This window comes from Thalassoglobus sp. JC818 (assembly GCF_040717535.1).
Lineage (GTDB): Bacteria > Planctomycetota > Planctomycetia > Planctomycetales > Planctomycetaceae > Thalassoglobus.
This window is the reverse complement of the sequence record NZ_JBFEFI010000006.1, coordinates 316088-342785: the sequence shown is the minus strand read 5'-3', so window position 1 is coordinate 342785 and position 26698 is coordinate 316088. Positions and strand designations below refer to the sequence as shown.

Here is a 26698-nt window from a genome sequence, read left to right as displayed (position 1 = left end):
GTGTCCCTCCCGGTTGAGTGCTCGAGATTTTTCAGGCTCACGCTGGACTTCGAGAGTGCACAGGATAGAGCAACCTGCTCTATGGCTGGTCAAAGTGAAACTCGAAGGAAGCAGTCTCATCTTCGGGGATGACAACATTGACTTCGTCTTGCTTCGCTCCTGACGAGACAGTCGCAGCGTCTTCAATGCTTGGTTGACGTGCGAAGGTTCCCATGTCGACAACGGACACGCTGTAGCTTCCGGGGACCGGGCCATCGACTTCGGGGATCTCGAACTTTCCGCCGCTCACCAGCGTGGCTGACGATGGTGATGCTTCTCGATCAATTGATTGAAAGGCGATCATGCCCCATCGCAACGGTTGGCCATCCACTTCAACAGCTCCACTCACAGAGACCCTCTTGTCAGCTGTCAGAAAGTTATTGACTCTCATCCAATCCAGCAGACGCTGTGGCCATGACGAGAGAACAGGATCGTTGGGTGCCAGCCCGACTCCGTGCCGTCCTTTCTGATAGATGTGCAGCTCAGCAGCTACTCCGTTTTCCATCAAAGCCGAGTAGTAGAGCAGGGCATTCTGAACCGGGACGACAGGGTCTTCAGCAGTATGAAACACGAACGTCGGCGGCGTCTCGGCTGTGACTTGAAGATGATTGGAAAGACTGTCAATCAATTCCGGGTCAGGATTCTCTCCAAGCAGATTCCTGCGCGATCCTCGATGGGCAGGGGCATCTTTCATAGAAATGACCGGGTAACAGAGCACTGCAAAATCAGGCCGTGAACCCTGTTTCGCCACGGGATCGTCGCTGTTCGAATCTCCCGCGTCAAAGTGTGTTGAGACTGTTGAAGCGAGATGACCTCCGGCTGAGAACCCCATGACACCTACGCGATTGGGATCAATCTTCAGTTCGTCGGCGTGAGCACGAGCGTATCGAATCGCTCGCTGGGCATCCTGAAGCGGGGCGGGATGCTGATAACGAGCTCCGTGTCGATAGGTCACCACCAGCCCGGTGACACCGTGTCGATTCCACCACTTTGCGATTTGATGACCTTCGTGGTCCATCGCCAGCCCGCCGTAGCCTCCACCTGGCAGAATCACCACCGCCGTCCCTGTGTTCGCTTCTTCGGGCTGATAGATTCGCACCAGCGGGATATCGAGATCTTCCTCTCCTTTTGCTCCCGGCGCTCCGTCGGGCCACAGCCGAATCGGTTCGGGACCAGCCGCAATCACGCCATTGCTAAAAGCTGCGATCGTCATCAGAAAAGAGAAAGAGAAGAACAGTCGTCGAGCGAGCATCGGGATTCCTCATCAGGGGATAGTCGAGGCCTCGATGGTAGTGGAAAGCGAGCCCGATCTGAAATGAGCACGAATCGCAGCTCAGCCACGAGACGGAAAGGATTAACCAAATTTTGGAGAACTTCCTGGTTCGCTTAAAACTCTCCCGGATCATCATTACCGGAACGGGTCAGCATCGCCTTCAAGACTGCCGGTTCGATGTTCTCGCTGAGAAACCGTGTTGCTCCATCTGCGAACAGGACGTTCGCTCGGCTTCGGTGATAGCTGGAGATGATTCCCGGTGACGAGTGTGGCTCCGGTCCGGGCAGATTGATTCCAAGTGCCTCGTCTGTAAGCTCGACATCGCGCGGTTCACACCATGGAATCTCTTCAATCCCGCAGGCTTCGACGATCATGACGGTGTTTGCTGACACATCAAAAAAATCAGACAGCCGAGTTGCTCTGGAATCCGGCCACGCAGTCTCCTCACCGGTGACTGCGAAATAATCCGTCCGCGGATAAACGTCCCCCTGCGCGGCTTTCGGAACGGAAGGGCATTGGTAGAAAGACAGTTTCGTTTTCGCCACTGTTTTGTTCGCCCCTTCGTTCCACTCTTCGTCAAAGTCGTATGTTTCATAGAGAGGCCCCTGATCCAGATACGGCAAGAGATTGACTCGCCAACTGTGCAGAGGCGACCCTGATTGATGAGGCGGAAACATCGCGTTCGCATCATGGTAATTGTGAAGTGCGAGCCCAATTTGTTTCAGGTTATTCTTGCACTGTGCACGTCTTGCAGCTTCTCCGGCGCGTGAGACCGGGATGAGCATGAACAGAATCAGAATTGTTGAAAGCAAGAAAAAACACCACGACAATCCAGCCCAGCCATGAACCTTACCAATCCCTAACCCGTTGGAAATGATGCAACTCAATCCCACGAGCCAGGTGATGATGAAGACCAGAGGATGAGCGCCGCGAAACGGTTCCCAAGGTGCTGCAGTGGGGAGCGTTAAGAGGTAACTCGTGCCGATGGCAATGAGCAGAATCAGCCACGGGTCGACGACACATACTTTGTGTTTCTTCCTGACGAAGAGCGACATCAGCCCCAGCCCGACGACCAGCACTCCACAATGCCAAAGTGTTGGCCACCAGCCCTGCATGTACCACGTCTGCGGCGGGAATTCGTACATGATCGCTCAGTTCTTGTTCACGACAATCGATAGTAGTTGGTCATTCTCAGGGTCCTCTAAGTGCTGACATTCCGACATGTTGACTCGTTCTTACGAGTGCACCCAAAGGGGCCGCTCTGGCTAAAACTCTCCTGAATCATCGTTGCTGGAACGGGTCAGCATCGCCTCTAAAATGGCAGGTTCAGTCCTCTCGCTGAGACTTCGAACCGCTCCGTCTGCGAATAGAACGTTGGCTCCTTCTCCGTGGTAGCTGGAGATAATTCCCGGTGACGAGTGTGACTCCGGTCCGGGCAGATTGATTCCAAGCGTCTCGTCTGTCAGCTCCAGATCGCGCGGTTCACACCACGGAATCTCTTTCTTTCTGCAAGCTTCAACGACCTGCAACGTGTTGGACGACCCATCAGAAAAGTCTGACAGTCGAGAAGCTTCGGAATCCGGCCATGCAGTCTCCTCTCCGGTAATTGCGAAATAATCCGTCGGCGGATAGGTGATTTCCTGATAGTTTCTTGGGATGGAATAGCATTGGTAGAAAAGTAGATCCGTTTCCGCGACTAACTTGTTCGACCCTTCGTTCCATTCTTCGCCAAAGTCGTATGTTGCATAGAGAGCCCCTTCGTCCAGATACGGCAAGAGATCGACTCGCCAACTGTGCGAAGGTGACCCTGATTGATGAAGCGGAAACATCGAGTACACGTCATGATAAGTGTGAAGTGCCAGACCAATTCGTTTCAGTTGATTCTTGCATTGTACGCGCCTTGCTGCTTCGCGACCCATGGCGTCGAAAGGCAGTGGAATTAAACACGTAAACAAAAAAAGAGGTGCGATCACAACAGTTCCGAGGCTGATCCAGACCTGGAAATCACTATCTTTCTGCGTCAGCAAATACCAATTTCGAATCGTTGCGACTGCAGCTGCTCCCCAAATCATCAAGAAGAAGATGGCAGGTGCCGGTCGGTGAGTCTCCCATGGCTCTCTTCCCCGCGGTACCAGAAAGAGACATGTTGCCAGTGCCGCGATGACTGCAATCTTGCCTGCGTCATACGGATCAGGAGTTCGCTTCTTTCTCGCGTACAGCGACATCAGCCCCAACCCAACGGCCAGAACTCCACAATGCCAGAGCGTTGGCCACCAGCCCTGCATGTACCACGTTTGCGGCGGGAATTCGTACACGAAAGCTTCTCCCGGTTCAGCCCAATTCGTCTTGGCCCGTCATCATCAGCGGTCTCACCACTTGGATTCTACGAACTTGTCGCTGGGATTGATTGAAACTTTTTGATTGGTTCACGACAGTATCTGTGAGAATCGCTTTCAGTTTGATTCAACCTCCAACACATTCCCACCTGTTTTCAATTCGGGAAGACATTATGCGTCACCTTGTTGCAGCTTGTGTGCTGCTTGTTTCCCTTTCAACATTTTCGTTTGCCCAACGTCTCGAAATTCCTCGCCGACACGAAAAACCACCCGGCCCAGCTCTCTCAGCAGAGGAAGCTGTCGCAAAGATGGTCGTTCCGGAAGGCTTTTCGGTGCAAGTTGTGGCTCACGAACCGGACGTCGTGAACCCGGTCGGAATGTGCATCGACGAAAAAGGGCGATTCTGGATTACCGAGAGTTTCGAGTACCCGCGCCGAGAACCGGGGCCAGGCCGTGACCGTATTAAAGTCCTCGAAGATACCGATGGAGACGGACGAGTCGATAAGACCACCGTCTTTGCCGAGGGATTGAATATTCCCTCGGGAATTGCCGTCGGCTATGGAGGAGTCTGGGTTGCGAACGCTCCCGATTTGCTCTTCATGCAGGATACTGACGGAGACCTGAAGGCAGACAAAGTCGAAACAGTGGTCACCGGGTTTGGAAGAACGGACACTCACGAACTGCCAAACTCTCTGACGTGGGGACCCGACGGATGGCTCTATGGTCTCAATGGCGTCTTCAATTACTGCGATGTGAAGTACACCGAAGAGAACCCGAACTTCGACCCCAATCACCCGGGCTGGAAGTTCACCTGTGTGATGTTTCGTGTGCATCCCAGAACACGCGAGTTTCAGATCTTCTCGGAAGGAACGAGCAATCCGTGGGGAATTGCAATTAACGGAGAAGGGGACTTCTTCATCTCCGCCTGCGTGATCGACCATCTCTGGCACATTGTTGAGGATGCTTATTACATCCGTCAGGGTGGACCTTACCCACCGCACACCTGGCCGCATCGTTCAATCGTCGACCACAAACATCAGAAGGCTGCCTATTGCGGAATTACGTGGTTCGAATCGCCAGCCTATCCTGCTGAATATCAAAATGTGCTGTACATGGGAAACATTCACGGCGCCTGCATCAATGCGGACATCGCCGATCCCAACGGTGCTTCCTACAAGGGGCGACCACACCCCGGTTTTCCTGCTCCTGAAGGGGCTTTCGAGCACGATACCGTCCGCAAGATTGGAGAAGGCGAAGACGCTCGGCTGGCTGATTTTCTGAGTGCCAACGATGCCTGGTTCATGCCCGTTGTTCAGAAAGTCGGCCCGGATGGATGCCTTTACATTCTCGACTGGTACGACAGATATCACTGCTATCAGGATGCCAATGCCGATCCGGAAGGTGTCGATCGCGGCAAGGGCCGGCTGTATCGCGTCGTCTACAAGGGACACGAGAATTCCAAGGCGGCGGATCTGGGAGCGAAGACCGACGACGAACTCGTGGCACTGCTCGATGATGCCAACGTCTATAACCGAGAGACCGCTCAGCGACTTCTTTCAGAACGCATCGCGGGTGATTCCGAAGCGTATGCCACACTCGATTCGCAGGCACTCGATACTCAACGTGAAACGGATTCACGATTGCGATCGATCTGGACGCTGTCGGGAACGTCGGCGGGGATCTCAGAAGAAACCCTTGAACAACTCGTAGCTGGTTCCGATCCGCTCATCCGATCCTGGGGAATTCGTCTCGCGAGAAACCTCGAACCAGAAGCTCCTGGGCTCGGAGAAATGGTCGTCAGCGAATTCCTGAATCCTGAAGCAGAAGATCCGTATAAAGGCGATCGATTTCAGAATCTCGATCCGAAGGTCCTTTTGCAACTCGCTGTCTTGATCCCGAAGTACGACGGAACCGATTTTCTGGTCCCGCTGAAATTTCGCCAAACCGTCGAGTTGATGCATGTTCAAAAGGCAGCTGCAAACGATCCCTTGATCACTCACGTCGTCTGGCAGAATCTTCTGGACATGTCGAATACTGAAGGTGCCATGTCCGATGTTCTCCGTGGATTTCTGACGGTGCAATCTCAGGAAGATCGTCAGCCTCCTGTCTGGATGGGACGACTGGTCAACGTGGCCATGTCTCGATATGCACTCACAGGAGAACAGGCAGCTGCGATGATCGCCGTCGCCAGCCGCGATTCGCGAGTCGCTCGTAATGTGATCGGAGAGCTGACCCGCGGCATTCAGCAATATCCTCCGAAGGAAGAGTTTCTGGCGGAATTTCGAGCATCTGCGGAACCGATCATCCGCAAGGTACTGATCTCCGGACGGGAGAACGAACTCTTTGAAGACTACCTGTTCCTCGGGGCTGCGTTGGGAATGAGCGAAGCTCAAGTCGCGATGCGGCAAGAGTTTCATAACTCCCGCGATGAACAGTTTCGTCTGAAAGTCGTGCAGACACTCATCACTGCCAAAGACCAACAGATCCTGACCCTGGTCCGTGACTCGCTCACTTCGAAAACGGCGAGTGACTCGTTCCGATCCGGATTGATTTCCTCATTAGGGGATCTCAATGATCCTGCGATTGCAGAGATGCTGATCGAAATCTACGACGACTTGCAGCCGAATGTTCAACCGAGAGTCATCGAAGTGCTGACGCAACGGTCATCATGGTCGCTGGCTCTTCTCAAGCAAATCGAAGCGGAACAACTGGCGAAGGAACTTCTCAACCTCAATCAGCTGAAACGAGTTGCTTCGTTCAACGACGACGAATTGAAGGCAGCGATCGCCAGAGTCTACGGGCAAATTCGCGAAGACAGACGTTCCGATCGTCAACACGTGATCAACTTCCATCGAGACTTTCTGAACGGCACGCCCGGCGATCCGCATCAGGGTGTTGCAGTCTTCAAGAAGGTCTGCGCACAGTGTCATAAGATCTACGGCGAAGGAGCAGAGGTTGGTCCCGACATCACGCGGAACGGCCGCAACAACTGGGAGCAACTTCTGCAGAACGTTTTCGATCCGAGTGCCGTCATCGGTCCTGGGTATCAAGCCCGACTGCTGGCTACTGAAGATGGACGCGTTTTGACAGGCCTGCCCATCGAAGAGAGTGACACGCGAGTCGTCCTGAAAATTCAGGGTGGCAAAATCGAAAACATTCCACGTGAGGAGATTGAAGCTTACAAAGTCAGCGAAGTTTCCATGATGCCGGAGGACCTCGAGAAGCAACTCACTCCGCAGGAACTCGCTGACCTGTTTGCCTTCCTCGCTCTCGACAAACCACCAACTGACCCGGGAGCCACAATTCTCAGCGGCGCACCGAAACAGAAGATTCGAGACCAGAAATCTGAAGGCTCAGAGTAAACGAGTTACGCAGTTTAAAGCTGCTTGAGCCTTCTCAACGCAATGAAATCCTCGAGGCGATTTGCATCGCCTCGAGGATTTTCTTTTTTCACTCGCGTCGGTTGGTGGATGCCGCTTCGGTGACTCATGTAAGGATCGAGTCAGAGAAAACACGATCGTGGTTGAGAGCATTTTCTGATTTGGTGTGCACCGGAAAGAGCAACATGTTCTAGTGAATGACGACGTCATCGAGACCATCCTCTGGTTCCGGGTATTGCGGGTCCATTTCTTCGAGAGTGTGGCAAATCGTCTTTGCAATGACCCAGTTGCGGTACCAGTTTTGATTGGCTGGGATGATGTACCACGGAGCATGTTTGGTTGAGCACTTCGAGAGAACGTCTTCGTAAGCGTTCCGATAGTGGTCCCAGTTTCCGCGTTTGACGAGATCTTGTTTTGAGAACTTCCAGTTCTTCTCTGGAATGTCGATTCGTTCTTCGAACCGTTCCTTCTGCTCATCCTTCGTGATGTGCAAATAGAATTTGAGAATCCTCGTGCCGGTGTCTGAGAGGTATTTTTCGAACTGATTGATCTGCTCAAAGCGTGGCTCCCAGATTTCTTTCGGGGCCAGTTCTCTCACGCGGACAACAAGCACATCTTCGTACTGTGACCGATTGAAGACGTGGATCATCCCCTTTGGTGGGACAGCAAAATGGATGCGCCACAAAAAGTCGTGGGCCAGTTCACGGTGAGAAGGTTGCTTGAAAGAGACGACTCGCACACCCTGCGGATTGACCCCCTCAAAGACAGCCCGAGTCGTTCCGTCTTTGCCGCCAGCATCCATTGCTTGAAAGACGATCAGCAGTTTCTGCCGTTCTTCGGCGTAAAGTCGCGCCTGAAGTTCGGCAATCTTCTTTCGATACTTCTTGAATTCCTTCTCAGCTGCGTCACGGTCGTCGTGCAGCTTCTTGCCATCTGCTTCGATTTCCTTCAGCTGAACATCTGTTCCTGGATCAACTCGGTGCGGCATCGCCATAGTGCTGCTTTTCTGTGCTGAGGAATGAGAGTTGTTCTGTCGATTGGACCAACTCTTTGCATCAGTCGCAACGAAAAGGGAATCGATGCTGTCCAATCACGCGGAGTACGCTTAACGATTCGACACTAGATTCGACGAATTCAGCCCAGACCGCGCGACTTCGACAAAATACGCTCCCTAATGCGATCCGGAAGAACTCATACAACTGCCCTACCGATAAGGATTTCTAGAAGTTACGGAGTTGACATTGCTCCCATGCGTCACAGAATGTCATGATAGCGGGTACCGTTTTCCCTTCCTCTTGGCCCGATCAATGATTGCGCAGCTGATACCGATTGATGGCTCAACACCGATTACACTCAATCGGAGTCTGACCATTGTTGGGCGCAAAGCTGATCTCTGCGATCTGATTCTGGAGCACGCCAGCGTCTCAAAGCTGCATTGTGCTGTCGCTAAAACTGACGGATTGCTTTTCATCCGGGACTTGGGCAGCACCAACGGAACAAAAGTCAACGGCCAGAAAGTCACTCGCGGAGCTCTCTTGCCCGGTGACGAACTCTCGTTTGCGAATGTTCGATTTCGCGTTCACTTAGGGCCAAGCCCGGAAACCGGTGCTGAGAACACGGGCGAAATTCTGGAGTCGCTGGAGATTCCTGCCAGTGATGATGACGGCAGTGGAGAGCTGGTTGGGGTCGATAGCGAAACCGGTCTCCCATTTCTTTCAGATGATCTCGAATAATTCGAGAAGCCAGTCATCGCGGTTTTCTTTTCACAGCCAAAGATGCTTCGGGCTGTAAATACGCTTGCGAAACGTGTTTCCCGCGATCACTCGACGACGAAACTGGCTCTCTCCCATCCTACCTTCCTTACCACCTCTGCAATCTGATTCCCCATCTGATTCCGCAAAACCCGAATATTTTCACAAGTTTGCGCGATTGCCGGAACGATATAGGTGATGACGGACATGACGTTGTTCGTCCCTAACAGTTGTAGTTGGACTGACTTCCTGTGAGATCAGACTCATCATTTCACTCACAGACGTCTTCGCAGCACCTGGAGACAATCAGATGAAGTTGTTGAAGAAACGAACCAAGCAGTTGTGGCTTTTGGCTGCACTCGCAATGGTCACGTTACCCACAAGCGGATGTAATCTTCTCGGTTGGACCTGGCAGACAGCCTGGACCGGGGCATTGTTTTTCGGAACGACCCCGTTGATCCCCGTCACGCCGTATTTCAGCCAGGAAATTGAAGACACCTATTGGGAAGAAGAGCGTTACAAGAAGGTTCCGATTCTGGATCCCGTCGAAGGTGAAAATGCTCCTCTGTTCTGTCTCGATCCACCTCAGCCCGATGAAGTGATGCGAGCACTCCCGGACGACACCGCTGGCGGTTTCCCGTTCCTTGCTGAGACCTCACGAAACAACGTTCGAATCGTTGTCGAACCGATGGTCGACCGAATTGACGAGTGTCGGTTCTTCCCACAGGTTGGACCTGCACGACTCCACCACTGCCATTACAAGTGCACCGTTTACTTCGATGAATTCAAGCGATCAAGCTGGCCTGTCCCATTCACCGCCAAAGATCAGGTTGAAGAAGTGGTCTACATCGACCACGACCACCTGATTCGGTGTGCCGGACCTGTCGTCGACTAGTTGTGAACGGAGTCTCGGAATGCCGAGATCTCCAGGTGCTCGAAAGCCCGGCCGCCAACTCGGCCGGGCTTTCGCATGCGCGGATTCTCAGTCGTCGTGACATCGACTTCATGGGCGAAAGTGAATCGAAAGCGATCACCGGGCGAAGACGTTCGAGCCTATTCTGATTTGCGACGTGCGAGGTGTTCCAGGATGGGAGCAATCAGGGCTGTCCAGCCGGTCTGGTGATTGGCACCCAAGCCGCGTCCGGAATCTCCGTGGAAGTACTCATAAAACAGAATGAGGTCTTTCCAATTCTCATCGCTGAGCAATCGCTCATTCCGGGAATAGCTCGGGCGAAATCCTTCTTCGTCTTCCACAAACAAACGGACGAGTCGACGACGAAGTTCATCGGCGACTTCCTGCATCGTCATCATGACACCGGAGCCGGTCGGGCATTCCACTTTCAGAGTATCACCGTAAAACTGGTGATACCGCTCCAGCGACTCGATCAGAAGATAGTTCATCGGAAACCAGATCGGCCCACGCCAGTTTGAGTTTCCGCCGAACATGTAGCTGTCAGACTCTCCCGCGATGTAAGTGACGCACGTTTCCTGGTTCCCGACGTTAAAGCAGAACGGGTTCTTCTCGTGAAATTTCGAGAGTGATCGAATCCCGAATTTCGACAGGAACTCGTCTTCGTCGAGCAGGTACTTGAGAATTCTTTCGAGTCGTTCACGAGTCGGAATCGCGAGCAGCCAGAGACCGTTCGTTCCGTCATCGTCTGCTGTTCCGTGCTCGAGGAACGTCATGAACTCATTCAAATCACGCCGATGTTTGAGCATCCAGTTCATTCGCTTCTGAAATTCAGGAAGCTGATTGATGATGCGCTCGAACAGAATGTCGACGGTGAAGAGTGGAATGATTCCCACAATCGACCGGATCTTCAGTGGGATGCTTTGACCGCCGGTGTAAAGGTGGTCGTAATAGAATCCATCTTCCTCATCCCAGAGACCACTCCCGTCGAGTTGATTCATCGACTCGGCGATTGAGATGTAGTGCGAGAAGAACTTGTAGGCGATCTGCGAGTACGACGGATTTCCGTCCGCCAGTTCGAACGCGATGGACATCATGCTCGCACAGTAGAAAGCCATCCAGCCGGTAGCATCCGCCTGTTCCAGATGACCTCCCGTGGGAAGTGGTTTGGATCGATCGAAGACTCCGATGTTATCCAGCCCAAGGAAACCACCGGTGAAGATGTGACGTCCGCGAATATCTTTTCGATTCACCCACCACGTGAAATTCAGCAACAGCTTCTGAAAGACCTTGGAGAGGAATTCGCGGTCACGATGTCCCGGCGGACCGGATCGCTGATAGACACGCCAGCAAGCCCACGCATGCACCGGCGGATTCACGTCGCTGAAGTTCCACTCGTAAGCTGGAATCTGACCGTTGGGATGCATGTACCATTCACGGAGGAACATCGACAGCTGATCCTTCGCGTAATCGATGTCAAGATTCGCGAACGGAAGCATGTGGAATGCGGAGTCCCAAGCTGCGTACCAGGGGTACTCCCACTTGTCGGGCATCGAGATGACATCACGATTGAACAGGTGCTGCCAGTCTGCATTTCGAACGAGGTTGGTCGAGTGGTCGTAAATGGGGCGTTGTGGGCCGTCGTCCAGCCAGTCTTTGACCGAGTAGCAGTAGAACTGTTTCGTCCAGAGCAGTCCGGCATTGGCCTGTCTGAGAACGCGCCGCTCGTCTTCGTTTAATCCCGCTCCGACTTTCAGTCGATTGAAAGCGTCAGCTTCTTCGATTCGCCGATCGAAGACTCGGTCGAAGTACTCGCTGAAGGGCATCTGCGGAACTTCTTTGACCGGCACGAGCCTGAGGCGAATCTGCATCTGTCCCCCGGGAGGGATTTCCATTTTGTAATAGGCAGCTGCTTTCGTTCCGTACTGATGCGGATTAACCGCGTTCGTTTCACCATTGACGACATACAGATGAAATGCATCTTTGCAGCCTCCGCGAATGACTTCGACAGCTTGTTCGCGTGAGGGGTTGGTTTCGTTCTCTGTGAAAAGCCACTGTGGTTTGGAACCATCGGGAGCAACGTCGGCGAAGATCTGAAACTCTCCGAGTGAAGCGTGCTCGGCTCGTATCGAGTCTTTGGAGGCGGCCGACAGTTTCGGTTTTGGGAGGCCGGCTTCGTAAACGTTCGGAGTCGACCAGGTGTTGCGAAAGCAGAATTGCGGAAGCAGATGCAACTCGGCAGTTTCGTCTCCGCGATTGACTGCAGTCACACGAATGCAGGTATCTTCTGGGGAAGCCTTGGCGTACTCCACGAACACGTCGAAGTAGCGGCTCTCGTCGAAGATCCCGGTGTCGGTCAGTTCATACTCGAGTTGTTGCCGATTGCGATTACGGTTTTCTTCGACGAGTTGAGAGTAGGGGAATTCGGTCTGCGGATACTTATACAGTCCTTTGCAATAAGAGTGAGTCGGAGTGGCATCCAGATAGTAATAGCACTCTTTGACATCTTCCCCGTGGTTCCCCTCGGGGCCACTCAGTCCGAAGAGCCGCTCTTTGAGAATGGGGTCTTTTCCATTCCACATCGCGAGTGAAAAACTCAAGCGACCTTTTCGATCACACCAGCCGAGGATTCCATCGTCGCCCCAGCGATAAGCCCGCCAGATGGCATCGTCGTGAGTGAAGTAGTTCCAGGGTTCGCCGTGACTCGAATAGTCTTCCCGAACCGTTCCCCATTGACGTTCAGCGAGGTATGTGCCCCATCGCTTCCAGTTTCCGTCGACGTCTCCGCGAGACTCTTGAGCAAGTCGTTTGACTTCCGCACCGGTAATCGAAAAATCGGCCATCTTGTCCCTTCGTCTCAAATTTCCGCTCAATACATTTGACCGGCTCCATTGAGAACTGTATTTGAACAACTTCCCAGTCAAGAAAGAACTGGTTTCTACACTTGTCTCGTCGATATGTGTCGACTTCAATGCGTTCGCATCAATGCTCGACTCACTTTTCCCGAGGTCGTTGAAACAATTATGTCCGAGTGGAAACGCAAGATCCCTTTTCAGGTCGATATCGCTGGTGTCATCGATATCATGGGGTCATCTCTTTACAGCCGCTACGATACTCCGATTCGAGAACTGCTTCAAAACGCACATGATGCCATCATGCGCCGACGACGTGGCGATTTGCAATTTCAGGGGAAGATCGTCGTCCGGCAAGATTCAGACGCTGGTACTCTTTCATTCACTGACGACGGAGTCGGCCTCACTCCCGAAGACGCCGAAAACTATCTCGGAACAGTCGGCCTCGGAATTACTGGTCTGATCAAGCGAGGAACTCCTCCTCTCTCGCAACAATCTGGAACTGCCGACAATGGAGACCTGATTGGTCAGTTCGGAGTTGGGCTGTTCAGTGCGTTCATGCTCGCGGACCGACTCGTCGTGGAAAGCCGAAACGAGAACGCAGAGTCCGGAGTCCGCTGGGAGGCAGGGCCCGGAACTGAAATCGACCTGTCGAACATCGAGCGAAGTCAGTTTGGGACCACCGTCACTTTGATCCTGAAACCGGAATACAAGTTTCTGTCAGAGAATCCAGAATCTGTCGAAACTGCGATTCGCGATCATGCTGACTTTTTGCCGATCCCGATTTTCCTCAACGATTCAGACGTGCGGGTCAACGTCATTCACGCAGCCTGGTTTGATGCCCAACAGGATCAGGAATCGACCGAGCTGGCCATCGAAGAATACTTCGACGAGACTCCTCTCGATGTGATTCCCATTCGCATTGAAAAACCAGTTTCGATTTCCGGAGCGCTCTACGTCAGCCCACAGCGAGTTCCTGGATTCAGCGATCTTCCGACAGTCATGGTGACTGTTCGCAGGATGGTGATCTCTCGCAAGCTTCAGGGCATCCTTCCGGTCTGGGCGACTTTCTTACGCGGCTGCATCGAGCTGCATGACTGCTCCCCGACTGCCAGTCGAGAAGATCTGGTGCGTAACCGGGCATTCGAAAACGTGTGTGAGGTTCTCGAGCAGATCCTCTTCGAGCACTTCGAAAAGCTGGCGGATGCGGACCCGCAGCGGATGGAGTCGATTGTCAACTGGCATCGCTATTCCCTGGCTGGGGCGGCGATCGAGAACGAACGACTTCGTCAGGTCCTGAAACAATCCTATCGGTTCCCGACTTCTCACGGTCTGCTCACGATTCAAGAGATCCTCGACAAGTCTGAAGCGGACCCGCTCTTTGAAGACGATGTCGATCGAGTTGTCTGGTACAACCCGGATCGACGACAGGAACGCTGGATCAATTCGCTCTTCGCTTCTCATTCGGCACCTTGCGTCAGTACGTTCCGCAGCTTTGAAGAGTCACTTCTTGCGCAGTGCCTTGCCGATGATTTCGATGCCGGGATTGAAAGTGATCTGCGTCTTGCGACACCGACCGCACCGAATTTCTCGGCGATGATTCTGGGCGTTCAGGATCTCGAAGATGCAGCTCCTGAGTGGATTCAGTTTCTTGAGAGTTCACAAGCGAGGGTTTTGCTCGGATCGTTTCGTGCCGATCAACCTGTGATGGCGTTCTTGAACGAGCGACACGAGCTTGCGAAGTCTTTCGAAGAACTCAAGCAGCGAGGCGAGATTCCTACCGGGTTTCAGCGACTGATCGACACGCATTTCGCTGATGCTCCAACTTCCCAAAATGAGATCATTCTCAATCGAAATCACCCCATGATCTCCCGAGCGCTTTCGCAGAAGCCGGGGACTCCGCTTTCGTGCGTTGTTCGTCTCATCGTGGCGAATGCACTGAACAGTGCTGGGGGAACGACAACCAAAGAAGCTCGCCAGCAACAACAGGACGATCTCGACTGGATCGCCGAATGTCTTTGGGGACGCGACTCTTAGAGCTAGTTCAATTCCGGCTCAGTGTGATTCGAATCGGTGAGCGGACCCTTCATCGTACGGATCTCCGTCAGGTGAGTGCATGCGGCCCATGAAAATGGTCTAATACGCCTCCGCCTGCGCGGGAAACAGCGAGACGATTCAAACTTCAGCTTCGAAACGACAACTGCCATGAGTGCAACGCTCGAATCATCAAACGGACACCTCCCACCGGGCACTTCGGCTTTCGAACCCGCTGATGGGGAATGGCTTCAGTCGATATCGTTTCGCGGAGGTGCAACTCGCGGCCTAGGGAATGCTGCGAAAAAAGGTGACCTCGAAGAGTTTTCACGGATCATGAAAGAGGATTTGCTTTCTCTTGCTATGAAGAAGCGGGAACGCAAAGAGCTACAAAAGGATCTCAGAACACTCTGGCCAAATGCCTCCACTTCTGATGAACCCGAAGGTGCGTGGGAACGAATTCTGTTCGGGAAACTCAAACGCAAGTCGGAAGTCGCTGCGGAGATTCATGCCCGAATTGCTGAGAACCTCGACTCTGACACGAACTTTCAGTCATTGTGTTCGGCAATCTGGATTCTCTCACTCAAAGTCGATGTGCTGTCGACCGAAGCGTTAATCGACTTATGGCGATGGGTCGTTCAACAGGGCCAATCGTGGCTTGAGAACAAACCGGAAGTCGACCCCGATCAGGCGCTCAGTCAGCTTCCATTTCTTGAAACTGTCTTCATGCTGGCGGTTTCGCTTCGAGATCTTAAAGGCGCCAAGAAGCTTCAAAAGGAAGTCGTCGGTCTCATTCGGATGTGTATCGACGAAACGAGCGACAACGACGGAACTCCACAGCCTCAGTGGATTCCGGGGATCGTTGATTCGTTGTGCTGCTTGGCTCGTATGTCTTTGTTTGCACGTGTGCACGGAGAACGACTCTGGAATGAATCGATTCTGACTCGACTGCATTCTCTTCTGGAACGTGTGATTTCGTTGTGTACTCCGAATCGGATCGCGTTTTCGGGAGCAGAGCGGGAAGGGGATGTTCGCGAAGACTTCATCCGCCTGAGAACTGTCTTGGCTGCAGTAGACTATCAAGATGGTGAAGGTCTTGATCGCTACTTGAAAGGGCTGGCAATCGGAAAGAGTCTGTCAGCAATTCGAAGTGAGTGGGAACTTCCCGAAGAAACGTTCCAGTCCGACTGGGCGATGGTGGCCAATTTGCGGTCGTCCTGGAAGTCACCGATCGACCAATGCGTCGTAATTCATGACAGCAAGACTTTGTCGCTCGACGTTGTTGCAGCTGACATCCCGATCTTTCGAGGCAAGTGGGAAGCGGATCTTCAAGTCGACGGAAAATCCGTTGAGAGTGACGAGCAGTGGACCTGCACCTGCTGGTTTGAAGATGCTGAAGTCGATTTCATGGAACTCGTTCAGGACGGACCGGACGGGACGAAACTCATGCGGCAGGTGATTCTGCTGAGGCAGGATCATCAGTTGATCCTCAATCAGTCGGTTCGGGCCAACGAGGCGAAATCGCTTGCCTTCCGCTCAACAATTCCGATTGCTGCGAGTTACGAAGTTGAAGCTGACTCCGCGACACGGGAAGTGGCCCTGCTAGCGCAAGGTCAGCGAATCCGTGTGCTGCCGATCTCAGTTCCTCAAGAGCGAACGCAAAAGGCTCTGGGGTTCGCGTCCGTAGAAGAAGGAAAACTGGTTGTCGAACAGTCGAGCGAAGCATCTCGCTTGTTTGTTTCTACAGTTTTCGACTGGGCTCCGAAGCGACACTTTCGACCCGTTGAGTGGAATCAACTGACCGTCGTGCAAGATGGGAAGATCGAGTCGCAGCAAGATGCGTTTGGGGCTCGTTTTCGAATCGGCCGAAATCAGTGGCTGATGTATCACTCGCTGGAAGAGCCAAACATTCCTCGCACCGTTCTCGGGATGCACACGAACTACGAAACGTCGTTTTCGCGATTCACTTCGAAGGGTGAGATCGATCCGATCGTCGAAGTCGAGATTGATTGATCAGTATCTCTGAGGGGCTTCGTGCTGAAATTGCTCCCTTGTAGTTCGCTGCCGGTGCTGTTTTGCGTTTCATTGGGCCGGTCTTCGGGGCTGATTCTCGGGGCGCGAGTTGCAATTCTTTCAATCGTGCTCAGGAAATCGGGGATTTCCTCAATTCCCGTTGTTTCGATTGAGTTGGAATCGTATCGTTCCGCTCACACAGGCACCGCACATTTGAGCGGCCTGTCCCTTTCAAGATTCCTCAATCAAGGTCTTCTCTGACGGCGAATGGATTTCGCAACGCTCGGTCGAAGACAACTTCACATGGGTCGACCGACCCACACGATGACTCCTCTCTCACTCCCACGAAAAGGATTGGAACTATGAAGCGGTGCGCATTGATGCTGACCCTCGCATTGACGATTGCTGCAACGGGATGTTGTTGCCCATTCGCACAACGAGGTTGTGCGCCTTGTGGATATGGTGCTGGATACGCTCCATACAACACCTACAGCGCTCCTTCTCCGTGCCCGAATGGTGCATGCGGAACTTACCCTGGTGCATACACCGGTGGAGCTCCAACTGCCATGGCTCCATATGCATACCCAGTGACCGCGACCATCGATCCACTTCCAGCATATTAGAGCATTTTCTGATTTTGTGTGCACGATCTCGCACGAGCAAGCACAGCGTTTTAGGTTGTGAAACAGCGCAAGCGAGTGCACAGAAAAGAGCAACTTGCTCTGATCGTCAGCCGGTGTTCATGCCGGTTTGAGATTCACTGATGTGAAGAAGTGAGAGCGATTCGTGGAATCCAGCAGGATGGCTCACGTCGCTCGTGTACAAGCGGTGCCTTGTATCGATTGGCTCAGCGTTCGCCTGATTGATCTTGTGAAACAATTTGATCGTTCCAGAAGAATGGTGCGTTTGTTGACGCAGGTCGAGCGACGGAGAACCCAGACTTCAATTCCGCATCACCTCTGAGATTTTCTCTGTCGAGCAGGAATTCTCTCCTGAACTCTGTGTCTTGCTCAGAGGTGGCGTTGGATCGTCGAATGCTGGAAAAGCCGCGGGAAAGACTTAGTTTTCCGCGAGCCAGGCAAGCACGACGAGCCCGACCTTATACAACGATTTCGGAGAGCACGCAGCTGGCAGATCGTTGCGTGTGTGCCAGTATGGATAGTCGAAATCGATAATGACGCAGGTTGGGATTTTGGCAATCTGATTTAACGGCAGGTGATCGTCACGGATTTCGTGCTTCGCGCGTGCATGAAATTCTGTCGCTCCGACTCGCTTCGCTGTCGCCCAAATGCTCCGTGTGACTTGAGGGGCATATCGAAGGCTGTTGCGTTCGTAGTAAACATTGAGATCACGCTGGGCGATCATGTCGACGAGCACTCCCTTCACGTATCGATGATTGCGGGGTGGCTTGTCGTGATACTCTTGAGCGAAGTGTTCTGATCCGAGGAAATACTTGTCTCCCTCTTTGTAGACGAGTTCTTCACCGTCGAAAAAGACGAAGTCGATTCCGAGCTTGTTCGGGAGGACTGCCATGTGATTTCCCAGTTCCATGAGCAGGGCGACTCCGCTTCCTCCGTCGTTGGCGCCAATGAACGGTTTTGTGCGATTGATCTCCAGAGGTTCTCGATCTGGAAATGGGCGGGTGTCGTAGTGGCAGCAGACAACAATTCGGTCGCGTCGTTCAGGGTGCCAGGAGACGATCAGGTTTCGCATCCGCACCGGTTCGCCGGACTGAGGGTGCGGTGCATCGAAGTCCTGAAAACCGACGAGGCCACCAAGTTTCGTAAAGTGCTCCTGAAGAAGCTCCTGCTGCTTGACCATTCCCTCCGAGCCTGAGTATCTCGGTCCGAGATCGCAGATCTGTTTGAGATACCCAAACGCGCGGTCCCCGTTGATGATTAAGTCTTCTGCCTCTGTCTTCACAGTGGATGCGAGCCAAATCAACATCGCAAGCACTGGGACAAAGCAAGCACGAACTCTTCTTTCGCATCGACGTTCCCGACTTGGGGAAGAAACACGCGTGGGGTGTGCGAGGCAACTGAGCCGAGAAGGCTTGAGCATAGGTACTGTCTCAACGGTCGGGTGGTGGGGAAACGTCTTTTGTCGCAACCATGCCACAAGAACGGGTGCCTCGCAAGCCATCAAGTCTGCTGGAAGCCATTTTATGTATTTGGATTGGTTGATGGGAATTTGCGAAATTCTCACTCGGGAGAATCGAGAACAGCCTCAAGACCGCTATAATCTGCCTTTGTGGTGAAGATTCCGATCGACTCAAAACAGGACGTTTTCCCGATCATTCCACAATTGAGACTGATGAGTCGCAACGTGATCCATCTTAGGACATGCGCTTTCTCATCAATTCAATTCTGATCTCTGTGTGATCTCACAGATCAACAATGTGATTTGCGAGCGTTGTCCAAGAGAGAAGAGCGGGAGTTCATGGAGGTGAGAGAGATTGAACTTCTCAGAGCAGTCATGAGTTATTGAGTAAGGAAGAGCGGCAATGCTGCGAGGAAAGATTAAGAAGCTGGTCGCTGACAAGGGATTCGGGTTTATTACGTCGGAAGATCGAGGAGGAGATTTGTTCTTTCACGTCTCCGCGATCCAGGATGCGGAATTTGAATCGCTTCAAGAAGGTCAAGATGTGGAGTATGAGTCAGAGGACGGTCCTAAGGGACCTCGCGCCTCGGTCGTTCGTCCAGTGAACGACTAATTGTGGTGAACACTGCCTTCAGTGTTCTTTGCTACTGATTGATGAAAGCAGTCTTTGACGAGGCTGCATTTCATCGCATGTCACGACTCGGGGAATTCTCGACCAGCGGAGAATGTGCCTCTCGTTAGGGGTTCGCAAGGACCTCAAAGCAAGAGCCAACCGCATTCATTAACGTCGGGACGTTCATCCTCACGAAAGAGATGCCGGGTGAAGCTTTCATTTCCGTCGTCGACGCTGGCTGGTTTGTAACACTTGCAACCAGTTCAACCGGTCGGAAGTGTTGTCAGGCATTATCGGTCTTGTGGCATTAGAAGGGATGTTTTCCATTCTCAGACTGTGCACTGACCGTATGTTCGGAGTGTGCAGGTGTGTCAATCATTGACGATTGTGTCGAAAATTCTCAAGACGCAGACTTTTCGTGACGATCAAGTTGTTGGCGGACAGTTTCTTTCTGTCCGAAAAACAACCTTTGCTCGTTGATTCTCTTTTCGTATCGCCCGGGGTGGTGATTGGAGTCGGAGAATCATTATCGAGAGTCTTACTTCACCCTGAGAATGAGCTTCGGCATGATCCACAACACTCTTTTCTCGAAGACTGTCGTTCTGTCAATTGTCGGAATGTCTGTGTCGGCAGGTCTTTGCGGTTGCCAAACTCAGATGGGTGGCCAGACATTGCCTTCAGCGTATTACCTGCGGGATGACGTTCAGTTCTTCCCCGCCGGTCCTGAAATGCAACTGCCGAATCAGCGACAAGCTTTGGAAGAGTATCGAGCTTCCAGTGAGAACCTCGATGCTGATCTGAACGAGATCCGGTAGTTTCCGCTAGCCCGGGATTCCTGGGATGCTCTGCACGCTTCGTGTTTGAGTGTTCAGGGAAACTGTGCTGCGAAAGCAAACGTACAAACGAAAATCGACCAGGCCGCGGGTGCGACTTGGTCGATTCATGCTTTGGACTTCCGTATGGTCCTGACACCGGTGAGCTGAGCCGTGCTTCGAAGATGCTCAGCTTGATATCGAGCTCTCGACTCTCTGTGCCGTCTTCTTCTTCAATCGAATCTTGCGATTCCCATGGGCCAGTTGCATCGTTCATCCGGAGCGGAGAGCTCCAGCGAGTGCAGAGATTCGATCAAAACTGTTTCAGAACGAGAACGGGAAGAGTGGCAGCGGGCTTGGACGCAGAGCGTAAAGTCCTGATCGCCAGTAATACTTCCGGTAGTCTCCGATGTACGGGAACATGTCCGGACGGAAAATCTGTGGACGTGGATTGACGACTCGTTGTGGTTGATCTTGTCGGTGAATCACTGTTGGTCGCATTTCACCAAAGAGAATTTCGACAGCTGTATCGTGTCGATAGTTTGGATTGGCGAGGTAATCTGCACGTCGATAGGGGATGGCATCGTAAATCTGCTTGTACGTGTCCACTTTCGCCAGTTTCTCGGCACTCGCATCGTCTGTTTGTGGACGTGGGGCAGGGGTGATTCGAATTGACCAGTTGCCGTTCAGAAGAGTCGTCTGTCCGTTCTTGCTCGGAATCACGACAGGTGCTTTCTCTTCAACCTTCTCTGGCTCTGGTGGAAGTGGTGGCAACTCTTCGGCGGCAGGTTCTGGTTCGGCAGCTGGAGCAGGGTCCGCAACAGGCGCAGTCTCTGCAGCTGGAGCCGGATCGGTGGCTGGTTCAGGAGCTGCGGCCGGTGCTACGTCGGATGCAGGAGCGGAGTCCGCAGCTGGAGCGGGATCGACAGCGGGGGCAGGGGCAACTGCTGGGGCTTCCTCTGCTGCGGGAGCTTGGGGTGTCTCTGGGGTTTCCGGTGTCTGGGCTGCGTTGACGCTGGCAGTCATCAAAACCGCTGCAGCTGCGCCAAATGCGACCAATCTGAGTGCGCGCCGAACGATCGGAGTGGTTGGGGCGGTGAGGTCCTTCATGTCGATATCCTTGAATTGAAGAGTCAGGTAAATCTTGCAGGATTCGACGCTATGAAGTTCTCGGGACCATTGTCAAAAAAAGAATTTGACAATTGAGATTTACAATGTTGTTCGCTTCCGGCATCAGCGAAAAATTGGATTTGTTGCGTTTTGGAAACGCTGGTATACTTTTCTCACCCTCCTGAATTTGTGCCTCCCATTCCCCCTCCTCACTGCTTTCTCTCACTCTCGTTATGTCCTCACTGCGTCAAATTCCGGTTTTCGTCGCTGTTTGTTTCTCGCTTCTCATTTGCCTGAGCGGATGCGGAACGACGAAACATTCAACAGCTACGGAACAGCTGGTGATGTCGGATGCGGTGGATGGAGCTGTGTCAAAGCTGGATTTCACGCCGCTGGCCCATCAGAAAGTCTTCTTCGACACGCAATTCATCAAGGACTACAAGGGGATCGGGTTCGTCAATTCGGACTACATGATTGGCTCTCTCCGACAGCAGATGGTTGCAGCAGGGATTCTGCTTCAGGAAAACGCGTCCACCGCTGACTTCATTATCGAAGGTCGAGTCGGGGCTCTGGGGGCCGATTCGCATGAAGTTGTGTATGGAATTCCGTCGACACGACCGCTCAACGACGCTGCTGATGCTCTGGCAGCTGTGTCGCATTTGCCATCCCTGCCTGGGATCCCCGAGCTGGCTCTGGCGAAAAGAAGTGATCAGGTGGCCGCTGCGAAGCTGGCGATGTTTGCTTACGACAAAGAGAGCCGCGAACGAATCTGGCAGTCTGGGATGCTGACCTCTCGATCGTCGGCCAAGGATTTGTGGGTGCTGGGAGCTGGACCGTTTCAGCGAGGGGCGATTCACGAAGGGAAAGTCCGATTTGCCGGAACCAAGCTGGATGTGCCCGCCTGGGCGACAGACCGATCCGGAAGCAATGGGCCGATTGCCTCTTATAAAGGGCAGAAGACATTCAACCTTCCAGAGCAGCCGCAGCCACCTCCTCCGCCCGGACCCGAACCGGTCGAGATTCAACAGGTTTCGGCCGAAGAAGAAGCTGAAAAGTCCAAGAAGGACGAATAAGCCGGTTCGACGGACAAATCACGCTTGACTCAGAAATCGATGATAACCGATACTTAGTTGAAGCGGTGAATTGACATCACTAGATTGCAAGCTACGATACTGGTGAGATTTATCGCTGCTGCGTCGTTCGCAACGTAAATCGATAGTCATAGAACGACGTGACCGAGTGGCGTTGGCTTTCAGGGTGAGCTCTCTCAATGATGAGTCTTCACCATAACTGTCAAACTCAATCTCCTTCTTAGCAGCTGGGTCGTCCACACAGAGGTCGTGGGACGTCTCAACAACGGTCAATGACATTTTCAGAATCATTGGTCCATAATGTGCTCTTTTCGAATCCAAGCGGAATGAATGGCGAGAGAATTGTTCTCTTTGCTGTTTCGCGATTCGAGAAAATTAAGAAGGTGGGTTGTCGAGCAATACCACGAATTGTGGACGGGTTGAGTCGTGCACAATCGAATCTAAATGAATCTTACATGCGTTGACCTCGCAATAAATCAGCCGGAATTGTCTTCTGGGGTCAGATAAGACTGCAGTGAAGTTTCGGAGCGTTGCCGGGCGGCGTAAAATTGTTTTCAAATGCGATGTGAACTGAAGAACGCACTGCGATCAAAAGATGCAAGTGGGCTGGCCAGTTTCGCAAATTTGAAGGACAGGGAAGACAGTCTTAAATCGAAATCACTGGCAATCAAACGTGAGACGTGATTGCACACGATTTCAGCAGTAATTGGCGCTGAATGGTCGTGGCGCTGATAGTGAAATCTCTGTGTTTTTATTGCTGAGAGCGATGTGATCTGTGGGTTGGTCCATTCAGGATCTTTACAGAAGATTCCAGATGGTGCCGTCTCTTGAGCAGGCATGTCACAAGCAAACACTCGATTTCTCAGCAATGACACCGTGTTTCAGTAGCGACAATGTTGATCAGGTCTGCGAACCAACAGACCGAACAGAGTCGTCATTCGTTGACACGTCGAGATACGCAGCATTTGCAGTTTCTTCGTCAATCGCATGTTTGGATGAAACTCTGCAAGCGATTACAAGGCACAGCAGAATCAGGGAGTTTCAAACTGAAGCGTGGCGGTGAAGCCAGCAGTTTGATGTTTCTCGATTCAAAGCGATGGAACGAAATGTTTCAACGAAATGTTTCACTGAGACTTACTGGATTAGGAAGGCTGATGAAGCAGCCGGCACTGGTTTGTCGAGCTTCGGTCAATCTTCTCACTGGCTGCTTTTTGCAGTCGATCAGCTTCTGCTGAACGCATCCAGGTCTTCATCATCCGTCTTTGGGGTGCATGGGGGCGAAAAGGGTGCGAACTGGGGTTCGGATGATGCTGAACTCCAAACGACTTGTTGGTGACAATCGTGATGAGTCCAACTGCGGCGATGGAGCTTCGGTTGGGCAATCCGAAGAGTCTCGTCTGAGGGACGGGATCGCAACATTGTCACCCCAACAGAGTTTTTTGTTTCGACAGGGTGGGTATGGAACCCGCAGTTGAATTGATAGAACTTCCGCTCATTCAGAGTCGCAAATTTTCGACTCATGCAATGTTGGGCATCGCAGTCGCAGAGACAGCGGCAAGCTCAACGTGTGGCGTGAGATTGCTTGAGAATTTATCTCTGAGCGGGATCGTTGATCCTGTCGTCTCCAAGGTTTTCTCTTGCTTCGGACTCCCTGAGGGCTCCGAGCAACGAATGCAATTTTTTTAGCGAATCGGGTTTTTTTATGCCTTCGAAAAGTTCTTCCTCGACTGAGACTTCAAGCAAACCAAAGCGGAAGACAACGCGCAAGAAGTCCGCCAGTAAGGACAGCAAGACGACGACCAGTCGAACTCGTAAAAAAGCCGCAAAGAAAAAGGAAGTCGACGTGGACGATGATCTCGATTTCGGTGCAGGCATCGTCGATGACGATCAATCCACCGAAGCTCCTGCCAAGCCGAAGGCAACACGCAAAAAGACCAAGCGAGCCGCTGCGAAAACAGCGGACGATTCGGGAGAAGGGGCCGAGACAACGAGTCGTCGAAGTACAAAGAGCAAAGCGTCCAAGTCTTCCGCTGACAAAGATGACGCGAACGAGAGTACCTCAGCCAGCGATGACCGAGGCGAAGAGACTGTCGTGAAAGAGTCGTCAGCCAAAGCTTCCAGTGATTCAGATTCGAATTCCGGCGAGCAACAGTCCTCAGATCAATCCGATGATAAGCCACGTCGTCGTCGACGTCGCCGTCGTCGCGGAGGCAGCGGCGGGGGTGAAGGCAGCAACAGCGGCGGCGGTTCCAATAGCTCTCAGCAGAACTCCGGCGGTCGTCGCAAAAGCAACTCTTCACACGGTGGCAAAGGACGACGCAATTCCGGAAATCAACGTTCACGTTCAGCGAAGACGACGCGATTCGAAAAGAATGCAGCTCCTCCTGAACCAGTGCAAACATCGGGAGAGATCGAAGGAATTCTCGAGCTGCATCCTAAGGGATACGGATTCCTCAGAGCTGGGGCGAACGACTACGGAGCACGTGAGTCAGATCCATTCGTTTCGAGTTCATTCGTCGAGAAGCATCATCTCCGCGAAGGAATCAAGATCATCGGTGAGATCGGCCCTGGAACACGCGGACAGGGACCACGGTTGCTCGAGATCAAGTCGATTGATGGTGGGACCACCGACGAATACGAAGCGCGTCAGCACTTCGACAACCTGACTCCGATTAATCCCTTCGAACAGCTTCGACTGGAAACAGGCCCAAGTCCAATCACAATGCGAGTGATGGACTTGTTGACCCCGATCGGCAAAGGGCAGAGAGCACTTCTCGTCGCACCGCCTCGCTCTGGTAAAACGATGCTGATGCACGAGATCGCGAATTCCGTCAGCCAGAACCATCCGGAAGTCCATCTGATTGTCTTGCTGATCGATGAGCGACCAGAAGAAGTCACAGAAATGCGACGCATGGTCAACGGTGAGGTGATCGCTTCTTCGATGGATGAAGACGTCGAAAGCCACGTCCGCATCAGTCAGCTGATCTTCGAACGCGGAAAACGTCTGGCCGAGTCCGGCAAAGACTGTCTCATTCTGATGGACAGTGTGACCCGAACCGCCCGTGCCTTTAACAAATGGATGAGCGGAGGACGCGAGTCAAAAATCGGAACCGGTGGTCTCGATGTGCGTGCTCTCGACATCCCTCGAAAGATGTTCGGAACAGCTCGGCGATTTGACGAAGGTGGATCATTGACGGTTGTTGCAACCGCATTGATCGAAACCGGAAGTCGAATGGACGAAGCGATCTTCCAGGAGTTCAAAGGAACAGGAAACATGGAACTGGTCCTCAGCCGCGATCTCGCCGATCGTCGGATCTGGCCAGCCATTGATATCTCCCGATCAGGAACTCGAAGAGAAGAAAAAATTCTCGATCCAGAAGTTCTGGAAGGTGTCACAATGCTTCGCCGAAGTCTCGTTTCGATGAGCCCGGTGGAAGCAATGGATCAACTGATTCGAACTCTCGGAAAATTCGAAACGAACAAAGAATTCCTGCAGCGAATCAAAGCTGTGATTTAGCAACCGCAATCGAGGCGGCGTTGAGTCTTTGACCTTTTCGAGATCAGGTTTCAGTCGTCGCTGACGTTGCTGGAGAACATGACCTCCGGGAGTCCTTCGTGGATCCCGGAGGTTTTTTTGTTGATGGAGAACCAGCTGACGCACGAGTGCTGCGGAAAACCCACGGTAGCTGAGCGATTAGCGTCCGGTATTCTCTGTTCGGCCGAAGGGACGAGAGTAGGGCTTGAGGGCAGTTTGCAGGAACGATTTCGACCGGGAGTAGATTCCGGGAGAAGTGCTCTCCCGTGGGCCTGCCACGTTCAGCGTTGAGATTGAGTTCACTTCAATCCATTCGTTCAGTTGTTCTTGTCGGTCAGTGATAAGAAGTTGGCGAAAGTCTAAAACCAGAAGTGGCTTATCGAGTCGCTGAGCCGTTCGAATTGTGAGCAGAGTTCCGGAAGACCGATCGCAGTCCGTCAGGATCAAAGTTCCATCAGAGTCCGCAACGTTTTCTCGGGTTCGAACGTCGTATCGCGGCGAAGTCATCTCTTTCAGCGGGTAGATTTCAGGGATCGGGCCGTCTTCTGCGCGACGTCCCGACGGGCACCAGCCTCCGCATGGGATTCTCAGAAGCAGGGCAGCATCGAGGGCTGCGCGATCGACTCCCGTCTGGCCTCCTGAAACGATTTTCAGTGGGTTTTTGGGCATGCTGGGAGCGGTTGAGGTCATTTCGTGCGGGGAATGGTTCTGTTCTGGTGGCGGTGAGGTCTCTTGGAATCTCAATTGGTGTCACGTTCGAGGACCGAACGGCCGATGAAAGAGGAAGAATATAACGATTCTAGCGATCATACCGGTTATTCCGGCAGATTCTGCTGTTGCACGACAGGC

18 protein-coding genes are annotated in these 26698 nt (G+C 52.7%); 10 read left to right on the top strand and 8 right to left on the bottom strand.

Going from position 1 to position 26698, the window contains the following annotated elements; translation table 11 throughout:
* Positions 1-79 precede the first annotated feature (79 nt).
* The 3 genes from AB1L42_RS17360 to AB1L42_RS17350 form a co-directional block, all read right to left on the bottom strand.
* On the bottom strand, positions 80-1291 hold the full coding sequence (locus tag AB1L42_RS17360) for an alpha/beta hydrolase (protein WP_367058747.1): 1212 nt from the start codon (positions 1289-1291) through the stop codon (positions 80-82).
* Positions 1292-1425: 134 nt separating this feature from the next.
* On the bottom strand, positions 1426-2457 hold the full coding sequence (locus AB1L42_RS17355) for a DUF1559 domain-containing protein (RefSeq protein WP_367058744.1): 1032 nt from the start codon (positions 2455-2457) through the stop codon (positions 1426-1428).
* Between the two features lie 120 nt (positions 2458-2577).
* A complete protein-coding gene (locus AB1L42_RS17350; protein ID WP_367058741.1) occupies positions 2578-3627 on the bottom strand; it encodes a DUF1559 domain-containing protein in 1050 nt (349 codons plus the stop codon).
* 194 nt (positions 3628-3821) lie between these two features.
* Here AB1L42_RS17350 and AB1L42_RS17345 point away from each other — a divergent pair, with 194 nt between their 5' ends.
* Entirely contained in the window at positions 3822-7010 is a 3189-nt protein-coding gene (locus tag AB1L42_RS17345; RefSeq protein ID WP_367058738.1) for a PVC-type heme-binding CxxCH protein, read from the top strand.
* 208 nt (positions 7011-7218) lie between these two features.
* Here the strand turns inward: AB1L42_RS17345 and AB1L42_RS17340 are convergent, their stop codons facing one another.
* Positions 7219-8022: a polyphosphate kinase 2 family protein gene (locus AB1L42_RS17340; protein WP_367058735.1), complete on the bottom strand. Its 804-nt coding sequence runs from the start codon at positions 8020-8022 to the stop codon at positions 7219-7221.
* Positions 8023-8335: 313 nt separating this feature from the next.
* On the opposite strand from AB1L42_RS17340, the gene AB1L42_RS17335 reads away from it, so the two are divergent.
* A complete protein-coding gene (locus AB1L42_RS17335; RefSeq protein ID WP_367058730.1) occupies positions 8336-8761 on the top strand; it encodes an FHA domain-containing protein in 426 nt (141 codons plus the stop codon).
* 328 nt (positions 8762-9089) lie between these two features.
* Positions 9090-9674, top strand: coding sequence for a hypothetical protein (locus AB1L42_RS17330; RefSeq protein WP_146506964.1), 585 nt, complete (start codon positions 9090-9092; stop codon positions 9672-9674).
* Positions 9675-9832: 158 nt separating this feature from the next.
* Here the strand turns inward: AB1L42_RS17330 and AB1L42_RS17325 are convergent, their stop codons facing one another.
* On the bottom strand, positions 9833-12532 hold the full coding sequence (locus AB1L42_RS17325) for a glucosidase (protein WP_367058722.1): 2700 nt from the start codon (positions 12530-12532) through the stop codon (positions 9833-9835).
* 180 nt (positions 12533-12712) lie between these two features.
* Between AB1L42_RS17325 and AB1L42_RS17320 the strand changes: the two genes are divergently transcribed.
* The 3 genes from AB1L42_RS17320 to AB1L42_RS17310 all read left to right on the top strand — a co-directional run bounded on the left by AB1L42_RS17320 (position 12713) and on the right by AB1L42_RS17310 (position 17211).
* Complete coding sequence (locus AB1L42_RS17320) at positions 12713-14578, top strand: hypothetical protein (protein ID WP_367058718.1); 1866 nt, start codon at positions 12713-12715, stop codon at positions 14576-14578.
* Positions 14579-14746: 168 nt separating this feature from the next.
* Complete coding sequence (locus AB1L42_RS17315; RefSeq protein ID WP_367058713.1) at positions 14747-16588, top strand: hypothetical protein; 1842 nt, start codon at positions 14747-14749, stop codon at positions 16586-16588.
* A 362-nt stretch (positions 16589-16950) separates the two neighbouring features.
* A complete protein-coding gene (locus tag AB1L42_RS17310; RefSeq protein ID WP_367058708.1) occupies positions 16951-17211 on the top strand; it encodes a hypothetical protein in 261 nt (86 codons plus the stop codon).
* A gap of 436 nt (positions 17212-17647) precedes the next feature.
* On the opposite strand, the gene AB1L42_RS17305 is transcribed toward AB1L42_RS17310, so the two are convergent.
* Positions 17648-18535, bottom strand: coding sequence for a M28 family peptidase (locus AB1L42_RS17305; protein WP_367058704.1), 888 nt, complete (start codon positions 18533-18535; stop codon positions 17648-17650).
* Positions 18536-19091: 556 nt separating this feature from the next.
* Between AB1L42_RS17305 and AB1L42_RS17300 the strand changes: the two genes are divergently transcribed.
* Both AB1L42_RS17300 and AB1L42_RS17295 read left to right on the top strand, forming a co-directional pair.
* On the top strand, positions 19092-19301 hold the full coding sequence (locus AB1L42_RS17300) for a cold shock domain-containing protein (protein WP_367058699.1): 210 nt from the start codon (positions 19092-19094) through the stop codon (positions 19299-19301).
* A gap of 566 nt (positions 19302-19867) precedes the next feature.
* Positions 19868-20116, top strand: coding sequence for a hypothetical protein (locus tag AB1L42_RS17295; RefSeq protein ID WP_367058694.1), 249 nt, complete (start codon positions 19868-19870; stop codon positions 20114-20116).
* 321 nt (positions 20117-20437) lie between these two features.
* On the opposite strand, the gene AB1L42_RS17290 is transcribed toward AB1L42_RS17295, so the two are convergent.
* Complete coding sequence (locus AB1L42_RS17290) at positions 20438-21223, bottom strand: hypothetical protein (protein WP_367058690.1); 786 nt, start codon at positions 21221-21223, stop codon at positions 20438-20440.
* Between the two features lie 233 nt (positions 21224-21456).
* Here AB1L42_RS17290 and AB1L42_RS17285 point away from each other — a divergent pair, with 233 nt between their 5' ends.
* Together AB1L42_RS17285 and rho are read left to right on the top strand one after the other, a co-directional pair.
* Positions 21457-22296: a DUF6655 family protein gene (locus AB1L42_RS17285; RefSeq protein WP_367058684.1), complete on the top strand. Its 840-nt coding sequence runs from the start codon at positions 21457-21459 to the stop codon at positions 22294-22296.
* 1861 nt (positions 22297-24157) lie between these two features.
* The gene (gene rho, locus AB1L42_RS17280; RefSeq protein WP_367058679.1) at positions 24158-25831 is read left to right on the top strand and encodes a transcription termination factor Rho; all 1674 of its coding nucleotides are present in this window, start codon (positions 24158-24160) and stop codon (positions 25829-25831) included.
* A gap of 177 nt (positions 25832-26008) precedes the next feature.
* On the opposite strand, the gene AB1L42_RS17275 is transcribed toward rho, so the two are convergent.
* Positions 26009-26539: a putative molybdenum carrier protein gene (locus AB1L42_RS17275; protein ID WP_367058674.1), complete on the bottom strand. Its 531-nt coding sequence runs from the start codon at positions 26537-26539 to the stop codon at positions 26009-26011.
* Positions 26540-26698: the final 159 nt, after the last annotated feature.

Coding starts and splice junctions, on each gene's coding strand:
- AB1L42_RS17305 (WP_367058704.1), bottom strand. CDS start 18,535: ATGTTGATTTGGCTCGCATCCACTGTGAAGACAGAGGCAGAAGACTTA.
- AB1L42_RS17360 (WP_367058747.1), bottom strand. CDS start 1,291: ATGCTCGCTCGACGACTGTTCTTCTCTTTCTCTTTTCTGATGACGATC.
- AB1L42_RS17310 (WP_367058708.1), top strand. CDS start 16,951: ATGAAGCGGTGCGCATTGATGCTGACCCTCGCATTGACGATTGCTGCA.
- AB1L42_RS17320 (WP_367058718.1), top strand. CDS start 12,713: ATGTCCGAGTGGAAACGCAAGATCCCTTTTCAGGTCGATATCGCTGGT.
- AB1L42_RS17300 (WP_367058699.1), top strand. CDS start 19,092: ATGCTGCGAGGAAAGATTAAGAAGCTGGTCGCTGACAAGGGATTCGGG.
- AB1L42_RS17290 (WP_367058690.1), bottom strand. CDS start 21,223: ATGAAGGACCTCACCGCCCCAACCACTCCGATCGTTCGGCGCGCACTC.
- AB1L42_RS17295 (WP_367058694.1), top strand. CDS start 19,868: ATGATCCACAACACTCTTTTCTCGAAGACTGTCGTTCTGTCAATTGTC.
- AB1L42_RS17355 (WP_367058744.1), bottom strand. CDS start 2,457: ATGTACGAATTCCCGCCGCAGACGTGGTACATGCAGGGCTGGTGGCCA.
- AB1L42_RS17325 (WP_367058722.1), bottom strand. CDS start 12,532: ATGGCCGATTTTTCGATTACCGGTGCGGAAGTCAAACGACTTGCTCAA.
- AB1L42_RS17315 (WP_367058713.1), top strand. CDS start 14,747: ATGAGTGCAACGCTCGAATCATCAAACGGACACCTCCCACCGGGCACT.
- AB1L42_RS17335 (WP_367058730.1), top strand. CDS start 8,336: ATGATTGCGCAGCTGATACCGATTGATGGCTCAACACCGATTACACTC.
- AB1L42_RS17285 (WP_367058684.1), top strand. CDS start 21,457: ATGTCCTCACTGCGTCAAATTCCGGTTTTCGTCGCTGTTTGTTTCTCG.
- AB1L42_RS17345 (WP_367058738.1), top strand. CDS start 3,822: ATGCGTCACCTTGTTGCAGCTTGTGTGCTGCTTGTTTCCCTTTCAACA.
- AB1L42_RS17330 (WP_146506964.1), top strand. CDS start 9,090: ATGAAGTTGTTGAAGAAACGAACCAAGCAGTTGTGGCTTTTGGCTGCA.
- AB1L42_RS17275 (WP_367058674.1), bottom strand. CDS start 26,539: ATGACCTCAACCGCTCCCAGCATGCCCAAAAACCCACTGAAAATCGTT.
- AB1L42_RS17340 (WP_367058735.1), bottom strand. CDS start 8,022: ATGGCGATGCCGCACCGAGTTGATCCAGGAACAGATGTTCAGCTGAAG.